9 protein-coding genes and 1 riboswitch are annotated in these 13,682 nt (G+C 71.7%); of the genes, 4 read left to right on the forward strand and 5 right to left on the reverse strand.

Features of this window, described 5'->3' with window-relative positions:
• Positions 1 to 240 precede the first annotated feature (240 nt).
• Positions 241 to 594 carry a hypothetical protein gene (locus J8M51_RS38705; RefSeq protein WP_086762176.1) on the forward strand — a complete coding sequence of 118 codons (354 nt, stop codon included), beginning with the start codon at positions 241 to 243 and terminating at the stop codon, positions 592 to 594.
• 4 nt (positions 595 to 598) lie between these two features.
• On the opposite strand, the gene J8M51_RS38710 is transcribed toward J8M51_RS38705, so the two are convergent.
• Entirely contained in the window at positions 599 to 1,816 is a 1,218-nt protein-coding gene (locus J8M51_RS38710) for a C40 family peptidase (RefSeq protein WP_267299870.1), read from the reverse strand.
• A gap of 9 nt (positions 1,817 to 1,825) precedes the next feature.
• A riboswitch (cyclic di-AMP (ydaO/yuaA leader) is annotated at positions 1,826 to 1,999 on the reverse strand.
• 251 nt (positions 2,000 to 2,250) lie between these two features.
• Here J8M51_RS38710 and pcrA point away from each other — a divergent pair.
• Positions 2,251 to 4,803, forward strand: coding sequence for a DNA helicase PcrA (gene pcrA / locus J8M51_RS38715; protein ID WP_086762138.1), 2,553 nt, complete (start codon positions 2,251 to 2,253; stop codon positions 4,801 to 4,803).
• Positions 4,804 to 4,916: 113 nt separating this feature from the next.
• Here pcrA and J8M51_RS38720 read toward each other — a convergent pair whose 3' ends face one another.
• Both J8M51_RS38720 and J8M51_RS38725 read right to left on the reverse strand, forming a co-directional pair.
• Positions 4,917 to 6,557: a M23 family metallopeptidase gene (locus J8M51_RS38720; RefSeq protein ID WP_086762140.1), complete on the reverse strand. Its 1,641-nt coding sequence runs from the start codon at positions 6,555 to 6,557 to the stop codon at positions 4,917 to 4,919.
• Between the two features lie 434 nt (positions 6,558 to 6,991).
• A complete protein-coding gene (locus J8M51_RS38725; RefSeq protein ID WP_267299871.1) occupies positions 6,992 to 7,852 on the reverse strand; it encodes a lipase family alpha/beta hydrolase in 861 nt (286 codons plus the stop codon).
• 681 nt (positions 7,853 to 8,533) lie between these two features.
• On the opposite strand from J8M51_RS38725, the gene J8M51_RS38730 reads away from it, so the two are divergent.
• The gene (locus J8M51_RS38730; protein ID WP_267299872.1) at positions 8,534 to 8,953 is read left to right on the forward strand and encodes a cobalamin B12-binding domain-containing protein; all 420 of its coding nucleotides are present in this window, start codon (positions 8,534 to 8,536) and stop codon (positions 8,951 to 8,953) included.
• Between the two features lie 228 nt (positions 8,954 to 9,181).
• Here J8M51_RS38730 and J8M51_RS38735 read toward each other — a convergent pair whose 3' ends face one another.
• Together J8M51_RS38735 and J8M51_RS38740 are read right to left on the reverse strand one after the other, a co-directional pair.
• A complete protein-coding gene (locus J8M51_RS38735) occupies positions 9,182 to 10,819 on the reverse strand; it encodes a DUF5691 domain-containing protein (protein WP_267299873.1) in 1,638 nt (545 codons plus the stop codon).
• A gap of 115 nt (positions 10,820 to 10,934) precedes the next feature.
• Complete coding sequence (locus J8M51_RS38740) at positions 10,935 to 12,302, reverse strand: SWIM zinc finger family protein (protein ID WP_267299874.1); 1,368 nt, start codon at positions 12,300 to 12,302, stop codon at positions 10,935 to 10,937.
• Positions 12,303 to 12,435: 133 nt separating this feature from the next.
• Between J8M51_RS38740 and J8M51_RS38745 the strand changes: the two genes are divergently transcribed.
• Positions 12,436 to 13,611 (forward strand): ATP-binding protein, encoded by a 1,176-nt coding sequence (locus J8M51_RS38745; RefSeq protein ID WP_267299875.1) that lies wholly within the window; start codon positions 12,436 to 12,438, stop codon positions 13,609 to 13,611.
• Positions 13,612 to 13,682 lie beyond the last annotated feature (71 nt).

Below are 13,682 nucleotides of genomic sequence, written 5' to 3' on the forward strand. Positions count from 1 at the left end.
TGGCTGTGAGGGGCCGGTAACGCGTTGTACGGAAGTGGCGCGCACCGACCGTGAGGTGACCGTATGTGACCGTGATCCCGCCGGGGCGCCGCCGACTTCACGCTGCGCGATGACCGATGCGGCGATTTCGGACCTATCGGAGGTGGGACGGTGCTATGCGGCGCATATATGCACGATCGGTGAAGCGTCTCGCCCGCCCCCGTGCCCGACGGGGCGCGGGCCTCTCACTAGGCTCCGCGCATGGACGTCCTCATCCACATCCTCGTCGCCCTCCACATCATCGGCATCGCCTCGCTCCTGGGCGGTTTCCTCACCCAGCTGAAGGCCATGGGGCAGGGCGCCGCCCGCTTCGTCCCGGCCATGCTCCACGGCGCCCTCACCATGCTGGTCACCGGCGCCCTCCTCGTCGGCCTCAACCAGGCCGACGACCAGCCCGTCGACAACATCAAGATCGGCGTGAAGCTCGCCCTGCTGATCGTGATCCTCGGACTGGTCTATGTGAAGCGGGACGACGAGACGGTGGAGAAGCCGCTGTTCGGACTCGTGGGCGCCCTGACCGTCGTGAACGTCTTCATCGCGGTGCTCTGGACCTGACGGTCTACGCCGGCCGCACCACGCTGTGGATCGACGACTCGCCGTCGTAGAAGACCGACTCCTCGCGGACGTACGTGCCGGGCTTCGGGGCGTGGATCATCATGCCGTTGCCGATGTAGAGGCCGACGTGGCCGATGTTGTCGTAGAAGAAGATCAGGTCGCCGGGCCTGGCGTTCGCCAGGGAGACGGTGGTCCCGGTGCCGGCCTGGTCGTAGGTGGTGCGGGGGAGGTCGACGCCGGCGGCCTTCCAGGCGGCCTGGGTGAGGCCTGAGCAGTCGTAGGAGCCGGGGCCGGTGGCGCCCCAGACGTACGGCTTGCCGATCTGCGCGCGGGCGAAGGCGAGGGCCTTGGCGGCCTTCGAGGCGTAGGTGGAGTCCTCGGCCGGGGCGGCGGTCTCGGTGGTGGTGCCGGTGGAGGTCTCCGTACCGGTGGAGGTCTCCTCCTGGACCGTCCCCTGAGTTCCCTGGCTCCCCTGAGTTCCCTGGTCGTCCCGGGTCTCCTGGGCCGGCTGTGCCGCCGCCTGCTGCCGCGCGAGTTCCTCGGCCTTGCGGTCGGCCTCCTCCTGCTCGCGCTGTTCGATCGCGGCGAGCCGGGTCTTCTCCTCGACGGTGAGGGTGGAGAGCAGTTCGCGGGCCTCGGCCAGCTTCGCCTGGACCGTGGCCTTGCGGGCCTTGAGGGTCTTCTGCGTCTCGGTGAGCTGTTCGAGGCCGTCGCTCGCCTCCTGGCGCTGCTCCGTCGCCTCGGCCTGCTCGGTGACGTACGCGTCGACGGCGTCCTGCCGGCGGTCCGTCAAACGGTCCATCAGCTGGTTCTGGTCGAAGTAGTCCTGCGGGTTGTCCGCGAGCAGCAGCGAGGCCTGGTCCGGGGCCGCCGCGCCGTCGCGATACTGGGCCGCTGCGAACGAACCCAGCTCCTCCCGCGCGTCGTTGAGCTTCTCCTGGCGCTTGGCCACGGCTTCGAGGAGGGTCTCGACCTGCTTCTTCTGCTTGGTCGTCCTCTCCTTGGCCGCGTTGTAGCCCTCGGTCGCCGCCCCGGCCCCGCGGTAGAGGTCGTCGACCTTCTTCTCGACTTCCTCCAGGCTCGGCTTGTCGTCGGTCGAGGGCGCGGCCGTGGCGGTCTGCGAGAGCAGGGCCACGGAGGTGAGGGCGGCGGTGGCGAGGGCGGGGGTGCGGATGCCCGCGCGCGTCCGGCCGGCCGGACGCGGCTTGCGGTGCGGCGCCATGGTTCGGCGTCTCCTTCCGTTGTCCGCCTACCGAGTTAGCTGTCGGGTTCGGGCGCAAGCTTCGGAAGGTTTGCCCTACGGCCCTTGCCGCGTGCGGCGGTCGGGCCGATTCACCCCGGAGGATCGGTGGGTCCCCGGCTCCGGCGCCCACGTAAGGCGTACCGGACTCGGCGGAGGCCGTGCGGCCCGGCGACGTTCGCCGGTTGGGTCGTACGGTCCTGGGGAAAAAGCTAGCCAACTCGTGTGGCCCGTGTGAAGGTTGATGTTCGATATGCCCGATACGTTTTCGTGACCTTAGCCTCTTCGACGCGAGAGGCGGTAGGCTCGCTCGCTCACCGTCGTACGGCGGTCGCGGTGTGTGGCGGATGTGGACGAGTGCGGACTTCCCGGGGCGGCCTCTCGCTGTCAGTGGGGGCGCCTAGACTCGGAGAGCGATGAGCAGCCTCTTTGACGACAGCTTCCTGGCGGACCTCCAGGCCCCCCGCGGCCACGCGGAGGAACCCCCGCCGCCGCCCGAGGACGATCACGTACCGGAGCCGCTTCCGGACGATCTGTTCGGCGGGAAGTTCGACGCGCCACCGGACCGTGACGCGTACTACCGCGACGGCGCTCCCCGCCCCGCGATCGACGCGGCGGCCCTCCTGGACGGGCTGAACGAGAACCAGCGTGCGGCCGTGGTGCATGCCGGATCACCCCTGCTCATCGTCGCGGGCGCCGGCTCCGGCAAGACCCGGGTGCTCACCCACCGCATCGCCCATCTGCTCGGCGAGCGGCGGGTCCATCCCGGCCAGATCCTCGCGATCACCTTCACCAACAAGGCCGCCGGCGAGATGAAGGAGCGCGTCGAGCAGCTCGTCGGCCCGCGCGCCCACGCGATGTGGGTCATGACCTTCCACAGCGCGTGCGTACGCATCCTGCGCCGCGAGAGCAAGAAGCTCGGCTTCACCTCCTCCTTCTCGATCTACGACGCCGCCGACAGCAAGCGGCTGATGGCGCTCGTCTGCCGTGATCTGGACCTCGATCCGAAGCGCTTCCCGCCCAAGTCCTTCAGCGCCAAGATCAGCAATCTGAAGAACGAGCTGATCGACGAGGAGGACTTCGCCGCCCAGGCCGCTGGGGGCACCTCCCGGTCGAGCGGAGCCGAGAGTGGGGGAGGCTTCGAGAAGACCCTCGCCCAGGCCTACGCGATGTACCAGTCCCGCCTCCGCGAGGCGAACGCGCTGGACTTCGACGACCTGATCATGACGACGGTCAATCTGCTGCGCGCCTTCCCGGACGTCGCCGAGCACTACCGCCGCCGCTTCCGGCATGTCCTCGTCGATGAGTACCAGGACACCAACCACGCCCAGTACGCCCTGGTCAGAGAGCTGGTCGGTACCTCCGAGCACCCGGTGGACGTCCCGCCCAACGAGTGGGACGTCCCCCCGGCCGAGCTGTGCGTCGTCGGTGACGCCGACCAGTCGATCTACGCCTTCCGCGGCGCGACCATCCGCAACATCCTCCAGTTCGAGGAGGACTACCCGGACGCGACGACGATCCTGCTGGAGCAGAACTACCGCTCCACCCAGACGATCCTCTCCGCCGCCAACGCGGTGATCGAGCGCAACGAGTCCCGCCGCCCCAAGAACCTGTGGACCAACGCGGGCGCGGGCGCCCGGATCACCGGCTATGTCGCCGACACCGAGCACGACGAGGCCCAGTTCGTCGCCGACGAGATAGACCGACTGACGGACGCGGGCGACGCGAAGGCCGGTGACGTCGCCGTCTTCTACCGGACGAACGCCCAGTCCCGTGTCTTCGAAGAGGTGTTCATCCGCGTCGGCCTGCCGTACAAGGTCGTCGGCGGCGTCCGCTTCTACGAGCGCAAGGAGGTCCGGGACGTCCTCGCGTATCTGCGGGTCCTCGCCAACCCGGAGGACTCCGTCCCGCTGCGCCGCATCCTCAACGTGCCCAAGCGCGGTATCGGCGACCGCGCCGAGGCGATGATCGACGCCCTCTCCCAGCGCGAGAAGATCAGCTTCCCGCAGGCCCTGAAGCGGGTCGACGAGGCGTACGGCATGGCGGCCCGGTCGACGAACGCGGTCAAGCGGTTCAACACGCTGATGGAGGACCTGCGGACCGTCGTCGAGTCCGGCGCCGGACCGGCGACCATCCTGGAGGCGGTGCTCGAACGCACCGGCTATCTCGCCGAGTTGCAGGCCTCCACCGACCCGCAGGACGAGACCCGTATCGAGAACCTCCAGGAACTCGCCGCCGTCGCCCTGGAGTTCGAGCAGGAGTCCGGTGCGGCGGAGGGCGAGACCGAGGGCGAGGCGGCGGCCGTCACGCCCGCCGGACTTCCCGCCTTCCTGGAGCGGGTGGCGCTGGTCGCCGACTCCGACCAGATCCCGGACGACGAGGAGGACGGCTCCGGCGTCATCACGCTCATGACCCTCCACACCGCCAAGGGCCTGGAGTTCCCGGTCGTCTTCCTGACCGGCATGGAGGACGGCGTCTTCCCGCACATGCGCGCCCTCGGCCAGACCAAGGAGCTGGAGGAGGAGCGCCGGCTCGCGTACGTCGGCATCACCCGCGCCCGGGAGCGGCTCTACCTCACCCGGTCCGCGCTCCGCAGCGCCTGGGGCCAGCCCTCGTACAACCCGCCGTCCCGCTTCCTGGAGGAGATCCCGGCCACGCACCTGGAGTGGAAGCGCACCGGGGCGACCGCGCCGGTGTCCTCGGGACCGGCCTCCGGGATCGTGTCCTCGCTGTCGTCCTCCCGCTCCCGTTCCTCGGCCTCCGGCGCGTCCGGCTTCGCGACCCGCCGGGGCGACGAGAAGCCGGTGGTCTCGCTCGCGGTGGGCGACCGCGTCACCCATGACCAGTTCGGCCTCGGCACGGTCGTCGGTGTCGGGGGCGCGGGCGCCAACGCGGAGGCGACGATCGACTTCGGCGACGCAAAGCCCAAGCGGCTGCTGCTGCGCTACGCGCCGGTGGAGAAGCTGTAGCCGGCGGTCCTTCGGTGAGGCCTTCGGCCAGGTGACATGACTCGGGCCCCTGCTCAGCAGGGGCCCGAGTCATGTTCCTTGTTCCTCGTTGCTGTCCCGCGTGCCGGTCGCGGTTACGTCGGGTCCAGTCCGTGGCTGCGCAGCCACGGCAGCGGGTCGATCGCGGAGCCGCCCGCCGGGTGCACCTCGAAGTGCAGGTGCGGGCCGGTCGAATTGCCAGAGTTGCCGGAGTAGGCGATGGTGTCGCCGGCCTTGACCGTCGTACCGGAGGCGACCTTGTACGTGGAGAGGTGGCAGTACCAGGTCTCGGTGCCGTCCTTGGCGGTCACGATGACCATGTTGCCGTAGGCGCTGTTCCACTGGGTGCGCACGGTGCCGTCGGTCGCGGCCATCACGGGGGTGCCGTACGTGACGGGGAAGTCTATGCCGGTGTGCAGGGACATCCAGTTGACGCCGGACTGTCCGTAGTACGCGCTGAGCCCGTGGCGGGCGACCGGCAGCGCGAACTTCGGCCGCAGTCGCTCCTTGCGGGCCGCCTCGGCCGCCGCCTTCTTCTGCTCCAGCTCCTGCTGGGCCTTGAGGTCGATGCGCTCCTGCGTCCGGCTGGCCCGGTCGGCGAAGTCGTCGGCCTCGGCGGAGAGGCTCTCCAGCTGGGTGTCGAGCTGGTTGTTGGCGGTGGACGGCTTCACGGCCGTGGCGTCGTCCGACTTGACCGACGCCGTCGTCTCCGTGTCGTCCGACGTGGCGCCGACCGAGGCCGCCGCGATGCCCGCGACCCCCATGACACAGGCCGACGGAACGGCCACGGTCAGCAGGGCGGAACGTTTGGCCGGAGGCTTCCGGCGGGACCGGGAGGCCGCGCGGCCGGCCGCCCGGCCGGGGCTCGCGCCTGCGGCTGCGGCCGGGACGACCTCCTCCTCGCCGTCGAGGAGAACGGCGCCGCGGTCCGCGTCGTCGGTCTCGAACTCGCCGTCCGCGAGGTGGTGTTCGTCCTGGTCGTACGGGGCGATCTGCTCGAAGGTGGCGGTCGCCTGCTGGTGGAAGTCGGCGGCCTCGGCCGAGAGGTCCACGCCCGACAGATCCACCATGACGGTCTGCGGGTGCTCGTGCGCGTCGTACGACTCGGCGCCGCTGCCCGCGTGTTCGTACGACTCGGACGCGGAACCGCCGTGCTCGTCACCCGCCGGGGTGCCGTCGCTGTTCCACTGTGTGGCGTCGAACGCGCCCGTGTCAAAGTGCTGGGTGCCGATCCACTGCTGGGTCTGGTCCGACTGCCCCAACTGGCCGGACTCGTCGGACTGTTCGGCCTGCAGCCAGCCGCTCGCGTCCCACTGCCCGCTCGCGTCGGGTCCGGTGGACTGCGTCGGGACCTGGGAGAGGTGCTCGTAACCGGCGGACCAGGACGTCGTGTCGTAGCTGCCCGTGTCGTACGCGGCCTGGTGCTGCGCGGCGTACGGGTCGTAGTTCAGCGTCTGGTGGCTGCCCGTCGCCCACTGGGAGGCGTCGTAGGTGCCGGTGCCGGTGCCGGTGTCATTGCCCGGCAGGTCACCGAAGAGCGGGTCGGTCGCGAAGGTCCCGGTGACGGTCGCCTGGGCGCCGTTGCCGGAGTCGAAACCGGTGGCGGGGTAGTCGCCGTACGTGGTGAAGTCGCCGTACGTGGCTTCCTGGTGGCCGTACGACGCGTAGTGCGCCGGGTCGGCTTCGGAAGCCGGAGCCGGGGGTGTTGCGGTCCCCGACGGGTGACGATCGTTCACCAACTTCTCTTTCGCCTCGACGACAGGGGCTGGCAGAGCAGTGCGGTGACTGTACCCGGCGGTATGCGGGCGCGACAATCTTCAACGGGTTTCACGCGCGCAGGAAACGGGCATTCGAGCGTCTTTCGGCGGTCTGTGGGCACGACTTTGGCCTTGCGTTCGAAGGTTGTTCGAAACTGGCTTGCTGTGTGAGGGGTGTGAGACGCCCGTGCCGCCGGGGGCGAGACGTTTCGCCGGGTGGTGGTGCGTCGGACGGGGGCGCGTTGATGTCGTCGGGTGGGGTGTCGCGCGTCGGGTGCGTGACGGGGGCGTGTGGGCGTGCGTCATGTTTGACGCCGTACGTCCCTGTTTCGCCGCCCTGTGTCGTACGTCACCGAGCTGGTGGGGCCGCCGCCGTGCTGTCGGGGTGGCCGGGTGCTCGGGCCGCCGGATGCTCAGGCCACGGTCAGGCCGCCGGGGCGGGCGGTGGCGCGGGCGTGCGTCCGCGGGGTGTCGAGGGCTTCCCGGATGCCTGCGGCGACGGCGGGGTGCACGGGCAGGGCGAGATGGCCGATACCGGTGACCTGGATGTTCTGTGCCATCAGGTCCGGGTGGTCGACGCAGGCCGTCTCCAGCGGAGCCATCACATGGTCGAGGTCGCTCCAGAACGCCACGAAATGCGTACGGCAGCCCGGCGCCGGCTCCTTCAACTCCTCCAGCACCTGCGAACCCGGCCGCATCTGGCGGACGATCGGGTGCGCGTCCGCCAGCGGCACGGCACGGGTGCCGCCGTGCGGGGTGCCGAGGGTGACGAGAGTGCGGACACGGTGGTCGCCGCCGAGCCGCTGCACGTAGTACCGGGCTATCAGGCCGCCGAGGCTGTGCCCGACGACATCCACCCGCTCCTGGCCCGTGCGCTCGCAGATGTCCTCGATGTGCCGGCCGAGCAGCTCGGCCGCGGCGCGGATGTCGCAGGTCAGGGGCGAGTAGTTGAGCGACTCCAGGTGCCGGCCGCCGGCCTGCGCGAGGGAGCGGCGCAGCAGGACGAAGACCGAGCGGTTGTCGATGAAGCCGTGCAGCAGGACGACCGGGGGCTTCTCCTCGGTCGGCAGCCGGGGCGCGTCGGCCGGCGGGAGCGTGGGCGTGACGCGGCGCTCCTGTGTCATTCCCGAGGGGTACAGCAGCAGATGCCCCGCGAGGATCGCCAACTCCAGTGCGGTCGCCTTGAGAAGGGCCATGGAAAGGCCCGGCAGCCGGGTGGGCAGAAATCGCTCGCAGAGCGGGAGAAGGGGCGCGACCGCCCTGGTGACCTGCATGCCCGACCTCCCGTCGGCAGACGGGCGGACGCCTCTGTCCCCCGTGTGCCCTAGTGAAGAGCCGCGGTGCGGGCGGCGGACGGTGGGGCGATGCGACGTGACGCGGCGCGTGTGGCGTGCGTGACGTGCGGTGCGTGCGCGACGTGTCAGGCGTCGATCACGCGGCGGGGGTTCGGTGCTCCTGAATCCCCGCTGCCCTGCCCTCCGCCGTCTGCCGGTGCCGATCCGCTCCCTCGCCCTGGCCTCCCTCGGGCGGTGGGTCGGTGCGGCATCCTTCCGACGGCTCTCCTTGTGCGCACGCTTCCCCGTGGCGCGCACGCCACGGGAGCCTCTGGCCGGCGGCCCGGAAACGGTCCGGATGCCGCGATCACCTCCGTGATCACCTCGGTCCCCGCGACGCGTGAGCCGCGGAAACCGGGAGCAGTGCGCGGCGAACGTGTCCCACCGTGTGATTTCCCCCTCGCCCGGCGCCGCGAAACGGCCGCTTGCACGATGCTGGAGAGAACGTTCGTTTACTTGCGCCGGGTGCGGTGTGGAGGGGTGTTCCATGGCCCCGGAGCCGGGATGTGCGGGGTGCGCGGGTTGCGTGGGATGTGCGTGGTGTGCGTGGTGTGCGTGATTCGGGCGGTGTGTGCGCCAGTGTTCGCTATGGCTTGATGTAGTCGTTTCGTGGAGGCAGTGATGGGTGCGGCAGCCGGTCCGATCCGTGTGGTGGTCGCCAAACCGGGACTCGACGGCCACGATCGCGGGGCCAAGGTGATCGCGCGGGCGCTGCGCGACGCCGGTATGGAGGTCATCTACACCGGTCTCCACCAGACTCCCGAGCAGATCGTCGACACCGCGATCCAGGAGGACGCCGACGCGATCGGCCTCTCCATCCTCTCCGGCGCCCACAACACGCTCTTCGCCGCCGTCATCGGACTCCTCCGGGAGCGCGACGCCGAGGACATCCTCGTCTTCGGCGGCGGCATCATCCCCGAGGCGGACGTCGCTCCGCTCAAGGAGAAGGGGGTCGCCGAGATCTTCACGCCCGGGGCGACGATGGCGTCGATCGTGGAGTGGGTGCGGGGGCATGCGCGGCCGTCTTCGGGGGGCGCCTAGTAGCTCGGGGGGTGGGGTTCGTCGGCGGGTGCGGGTGCGTCGTGGTTGCTCGCGCAGTTCCCCGCGCCCCTGAAAGGCCCGCAGGCCCTCACGGGCTGCGGGCCTTTCGGGCCGAAAAGCATGGGGCGCAGCCCCTGCTTTTCAGGGGCGCGGGGAACTGCGCGAGAAGCCCCACCGGACCCGCACCCGCCGACGAACCCCACCCCCCGAGCTACTAGGCGCCCCCGGCTACGGCACGCTCCCCGGTTCCAACTCGGCCCGTATCGTCGCCCGCAGCCGCAGCGTCGTCGCGAGCCGCTGGAACGCCTCGGCCCAGTAGCCGCCCGCCCCCGGTGCCGCATCCTCCGCGTCCTCGGGCGTGGCCGTCAGCGACTGGAGCCGCTCCGCCTCCGCGGGGTCCAGGCAGCGCTCCGCCAGGCCCATCACCCCGCTGAAGCTCCAGGGATAACTGCCGGCGTCCCGGGCGATGTTGAGCGCGTCCACCACGGCCCGCCCCAGCGGTGGAGCCCACGGCACCGCGCACACCCCGAGCAGCTGAAACGCCTCGGACAAGCCGTGGGTGGCGATGAACCCCGCCACCCACTCGGCCCGTTCGCCGCCGTCCAAGGTCGCCAGCAGCTTCGCCCGTTCGGCCAGGGACACCGCCCCCGGCCCGCCGGCCTCCGGAGTGGCGGGCGCCCCCAGCAGCGCCCGTGACCACCCGGGATCGCGCTGCCGCACCGCCGCCCGGCACCACGCCCCGTGCAGCTCGCTCCGCCAGTCGTCCGCGACCGGCAGCGCCACGATCTCCTCCGGTGTACGCCCGCCGAACCGCCCCGGCCAGGTCCCGAGCGGTGCCGCCTCCAGCAACTGGCCCAGCCACCAGGAGCGTTCGCCCCGTCCGGCCGGGGCCTTGGGCAGCACGCCGTCGCGTTCCATGCCCGGGTCGCACTCGTGCGGGGCCTCGACGACGAGTGTGGGGGTCCCGGCGACCGACGGGGTGGCGCCCGCGTGATCGACGGCGACACACGCCGCCGCCCGCCGCGCCATCCGCCGCGCGAGCGCCGATTCGGGCAGCGCGGAGAGCAACTCCGCCGCCGTGGCCCGCACATTCCGGCTGCGGTCGCCCAACGCGGCCTCCAGGAAGGGTTCGTCCGCCGCCTCCAGTCCCGTACGCAGGGTGTCGAGGAACATCAGCCGGTCCTCGGCCCGCTCCGTCGGCCAGGTGGCCGACAGCACCTCACGTGCCGAGGCGGCGTCCCGGGCCCGTACCGCCGTGAGCAGGGCGACGCGCTCGGCGAACAGGCCCTCCTGCCACAGCCGCCGTACCCGCTCGGGTTCGTCCGGACCCGGCAGCGCCGCGCCCCCGCCGGGGGCGGCCCGCAGCGCGAAGCGCCAGTCCTGGTTCAGCCGGGCCAGCCACAGCGCCCGCGCGCCTGCGAAGGCCAGGACGGCGGGACGCAGATCCGTACGGCCGCGCGCCGCGTCCAGCAACGCGGGGAGAGCTTCCGGGGGCGCCGCGTAACCGTGTGCGTTGGCCAATGCCAGCCACTGGGGCAGGAGTTCCATCAGATCGGGCGCCGTGCCCCGCCGTCCGCCGCCCGTGCCGGGCCGGTCGGTGAGCAACGTCGTCAGCCGTCGTGCCGCGGCGGGCGGCAGCGGGGGACGGCGGTCCGGTGCCACCGGTTCCGGCCGTGCCGCCGCCCGCACCGGCCGTATCCCCGCCCGGCGCCGCACGGTCTCCACGGCCGCCGCGTCCAGCAAGGCCACGGGCGCCTCCCGGCCCGAACCGGCCCCCGGCGGCGTACGCCGGTCCGTCCCGAGCAGCGCGGTCGTGACCAGTTCCTCCCAGGAGAGCCCCGCCGAAGCTTCTGAGGTGCCGGTCATGAGGTTCCCTCCGTATGCCGCGAACGATTGCTCTCGGCGCTGCCGCTGCCGCTGCCTTTGCCTCTGCCTCTGCTTTCGCGACCGTCGCCTCCGCTTCCGCCGCTCCGGCTCCCCCTCAGCACAGCGTCACCGCCTGTCCGCCGGCCCCCGCCGGCGCCTCCGCCCACGCCGTCAGCGGTGTGAAGCCGCGGTGGCCGCACTCGCCGAAGACCGTGACCGGTGTGCCGCCGGAGAGGGCCAGGAGGCGCCACAGGCCGGGGCGGGAGCGGGCGGAGGGGGTGAGGGGGAGGGCCAGGTCGCCGTCGGCGTCGGCCAGTTGCCAGGAGTCGCCGTCCGGGGTGGGGACGACGCGGGTGAGGGTGACCGGGAAGGAGTCCAGCCAGGGGTCGTCCCGCAGGGCCGTGCCGTAGCGGGCGGCGGCCTCGGCCGGAGTGATCCCCGGCGGTCTCGCGGCGGTGGGCTCGGGCGCGGTGAAGCGCTCGCCGAGGGCCGCGCGCGGCTGTCCCGCGCCCGGGTAGGCCGACACCTCGGCCTCGAACGCCAGCCCGACCGGCAGCGACAGCTCGGGGGCGCGGCCGGCGGCTCCATAGGAGAGGAGCAGCGCCGTACGGCCCGATCCGGTGCCGTACAGCCAGACGCGGCGGGTGGTGAGGTGGGAGTCGGACGTGTCGTACTGGGCCAGCGTGAGCCAGCGGTCGCGGACCGGCGGGCCGTCCGGGGAGCCGGACAGACCGATCCGGGAACGGACCGTGGCCGCGAGGCCGTCCGGGAGCAGATCGCGGCGCAGCCAGCCCTGGTCTAGGAGATGGAGCAGCGCGCACTCCTCCAGGAGACGGACCGGCCAGCCCGGGCCGGAGCCGGGTATCGCGCCCAACTCCCGCACCCGCGCCGCCAGTCCGGGGGCCTGGGCGTCGACCATCCGGGCCGCCGTCTCCTCCCACAGCCCGTACCCCGCCTGTTCCGCGGCGGCCAGGCCGCCGCGGAACAGGTCGGTCAGACGCTGTTCGAGCTCCGCCGCGCCCGCGGTGATCCGGTCGGCGCGCCGCTCCGCTCGCCGGCGCGCCGCCTCGGGATCAGCGGACGTGGCCCCAGATGCCGCGTCCGTCCTCGTCGTCCTCGCCGCTGCGCGCGTGCGGCGGCCTGACAGCCACTGCTCCGCCCAGTCCGGCACCGGTCCTGAAGGCACCGCGGTGTCGTCGCCCGACCAGAGCAGGAGCAGCCCCAGCGCATGCTTGCACGGGAACTTCCTGCTCGGACAACTGCAGTTGTAGGCGGGCCTGGAGGAGTCCGCCACGTCGATGATCGTCTGATACGGCTTGCTGCCACTTCCTTTGCACAGTCCCCACACCGTCCCCTCGTCCGAACTGCCAGCACTCGACCACGGCCTTGCCACGGCGAGTTTGCTTCCGGCTTTGCGCGACGCTGCGTCAGGTGCCAATGCCAGCACCTGCTCAGCCGTCCAGCGCACCCCCTGCTGAGTCATGTTCTGAAGGTAGATCCCACCACTGACAATTGGCTTGCGCGATCCAATTTCCCCAGGTCAGACTGGATTGTCAGTGGCGTGGTGCAGGGTGGTCACCAGATCCGAACCGGCCGAGCTGGAGGGGGACTCAGCCATGCCTGCGTCTGCTGGAACGACCACTGTCGACCCGAGCCACAACCAGTCCGCGCCCGCGAACGGGTATGCGGGCAGTGAGAGCGCGCGCACGGGCGGTGAAGTGCTGCGGGCGCACGCCGAGCACGCCTTCGCCGAGGAACTGTCCGCGCTCGCCGCCCAGGACGACCGGCCCCGGCCGGCCCGCTGGAAGCTCTCGCCGTGGGCCGTCGCCACCTATCTGCTCGGCGGGACGCTCCCCGACGGCACGGTGATCACCCCGAAGTACGTCGGGCCGCGCCGCATCGTCGAGGTCGCCGTCACCACCCTCGCCACCGACCGTGCCCTGCTGCTGCTCGGTGTGCCGGGCACCGCCAAGACCTGGGTGTCCGAGCACCTCGCGGCGGCCGTCAGCGGCGACTCCACGCTGCTCGTGCAGGGCACGGCGGGCACCCCGGAGGAGGCGATCCGCTACGGGTGGAACTACGCGCGGCTGCTCGCCCACGGTCCCAGCCGTGACGCGCTCGTGCCCAGCCCCGTCATGCGGGCCATGGCGGAGGGCATGACGGCCCGCGTCGAGGAGCTGACCCGCATCCCGGCCGACGTCCAGGACACACTGATCACGATCCTGTCCGAGAAGACGCTGCCGATACCGGAGTTGGGGCAGGAGACCCAGGCGGTCCGCGGCTTCAACCTCATCGCCACGGCCAACGACCGCGACCGCGGGGTGAACGACCTGTCGAGCGCGCTGCGCCGCCGCTTCAACACGGTGGTGCTGCCGCTGCCGGAGAGCGCCGACGCCGAGGTCGACATCGTCTCGCGCCGCGTCGACCAGATCGGCCGCTCCCTCGACCTGCCGGCCGTACCCGACGGCGTCGACGAGATCCGCCGCGTCGTCACGGTCTTCCGCGAACTGCGCGACGGCGTCACGACGGACGGCCGTACGAAGCTGAAGTCCCCCAGCGGCACGCTGTCCACCGCCGAGGCGATCTCCGTCGTCACGGGCGGACTCGCCCTCGCCGCCCACTTCGGCGACGGCGTCCTGCGCGCCTCCGACGTCGCCGCCGGCATCCTCGGCGCCGTCGTCCGCGACCCGGCCGCCGACCGTGTCGTCTGGCAGGAGTACCTGGAAGCGGTGGTGCGCGAGCGCGACGGCTGGACCGACTTCTACCGCGCCTGCCGAGAGGCGAGCGCGTGACGGGGCGGCGGGAGGGCGCCCCGGCCGACGGACCGGGGCAGGCGGCAGGGCCGGGCGGAGGGAACGGGGTG

The organism is Streptomyces griseiscabiei, assembly GCF_020010925.1.
GTDB lineage: Bacteria > Actinomycetota > Actinomycetes > Streptomycetales > Streptomycetaceae > Streptomyces > Streptomyces griseiscabiei.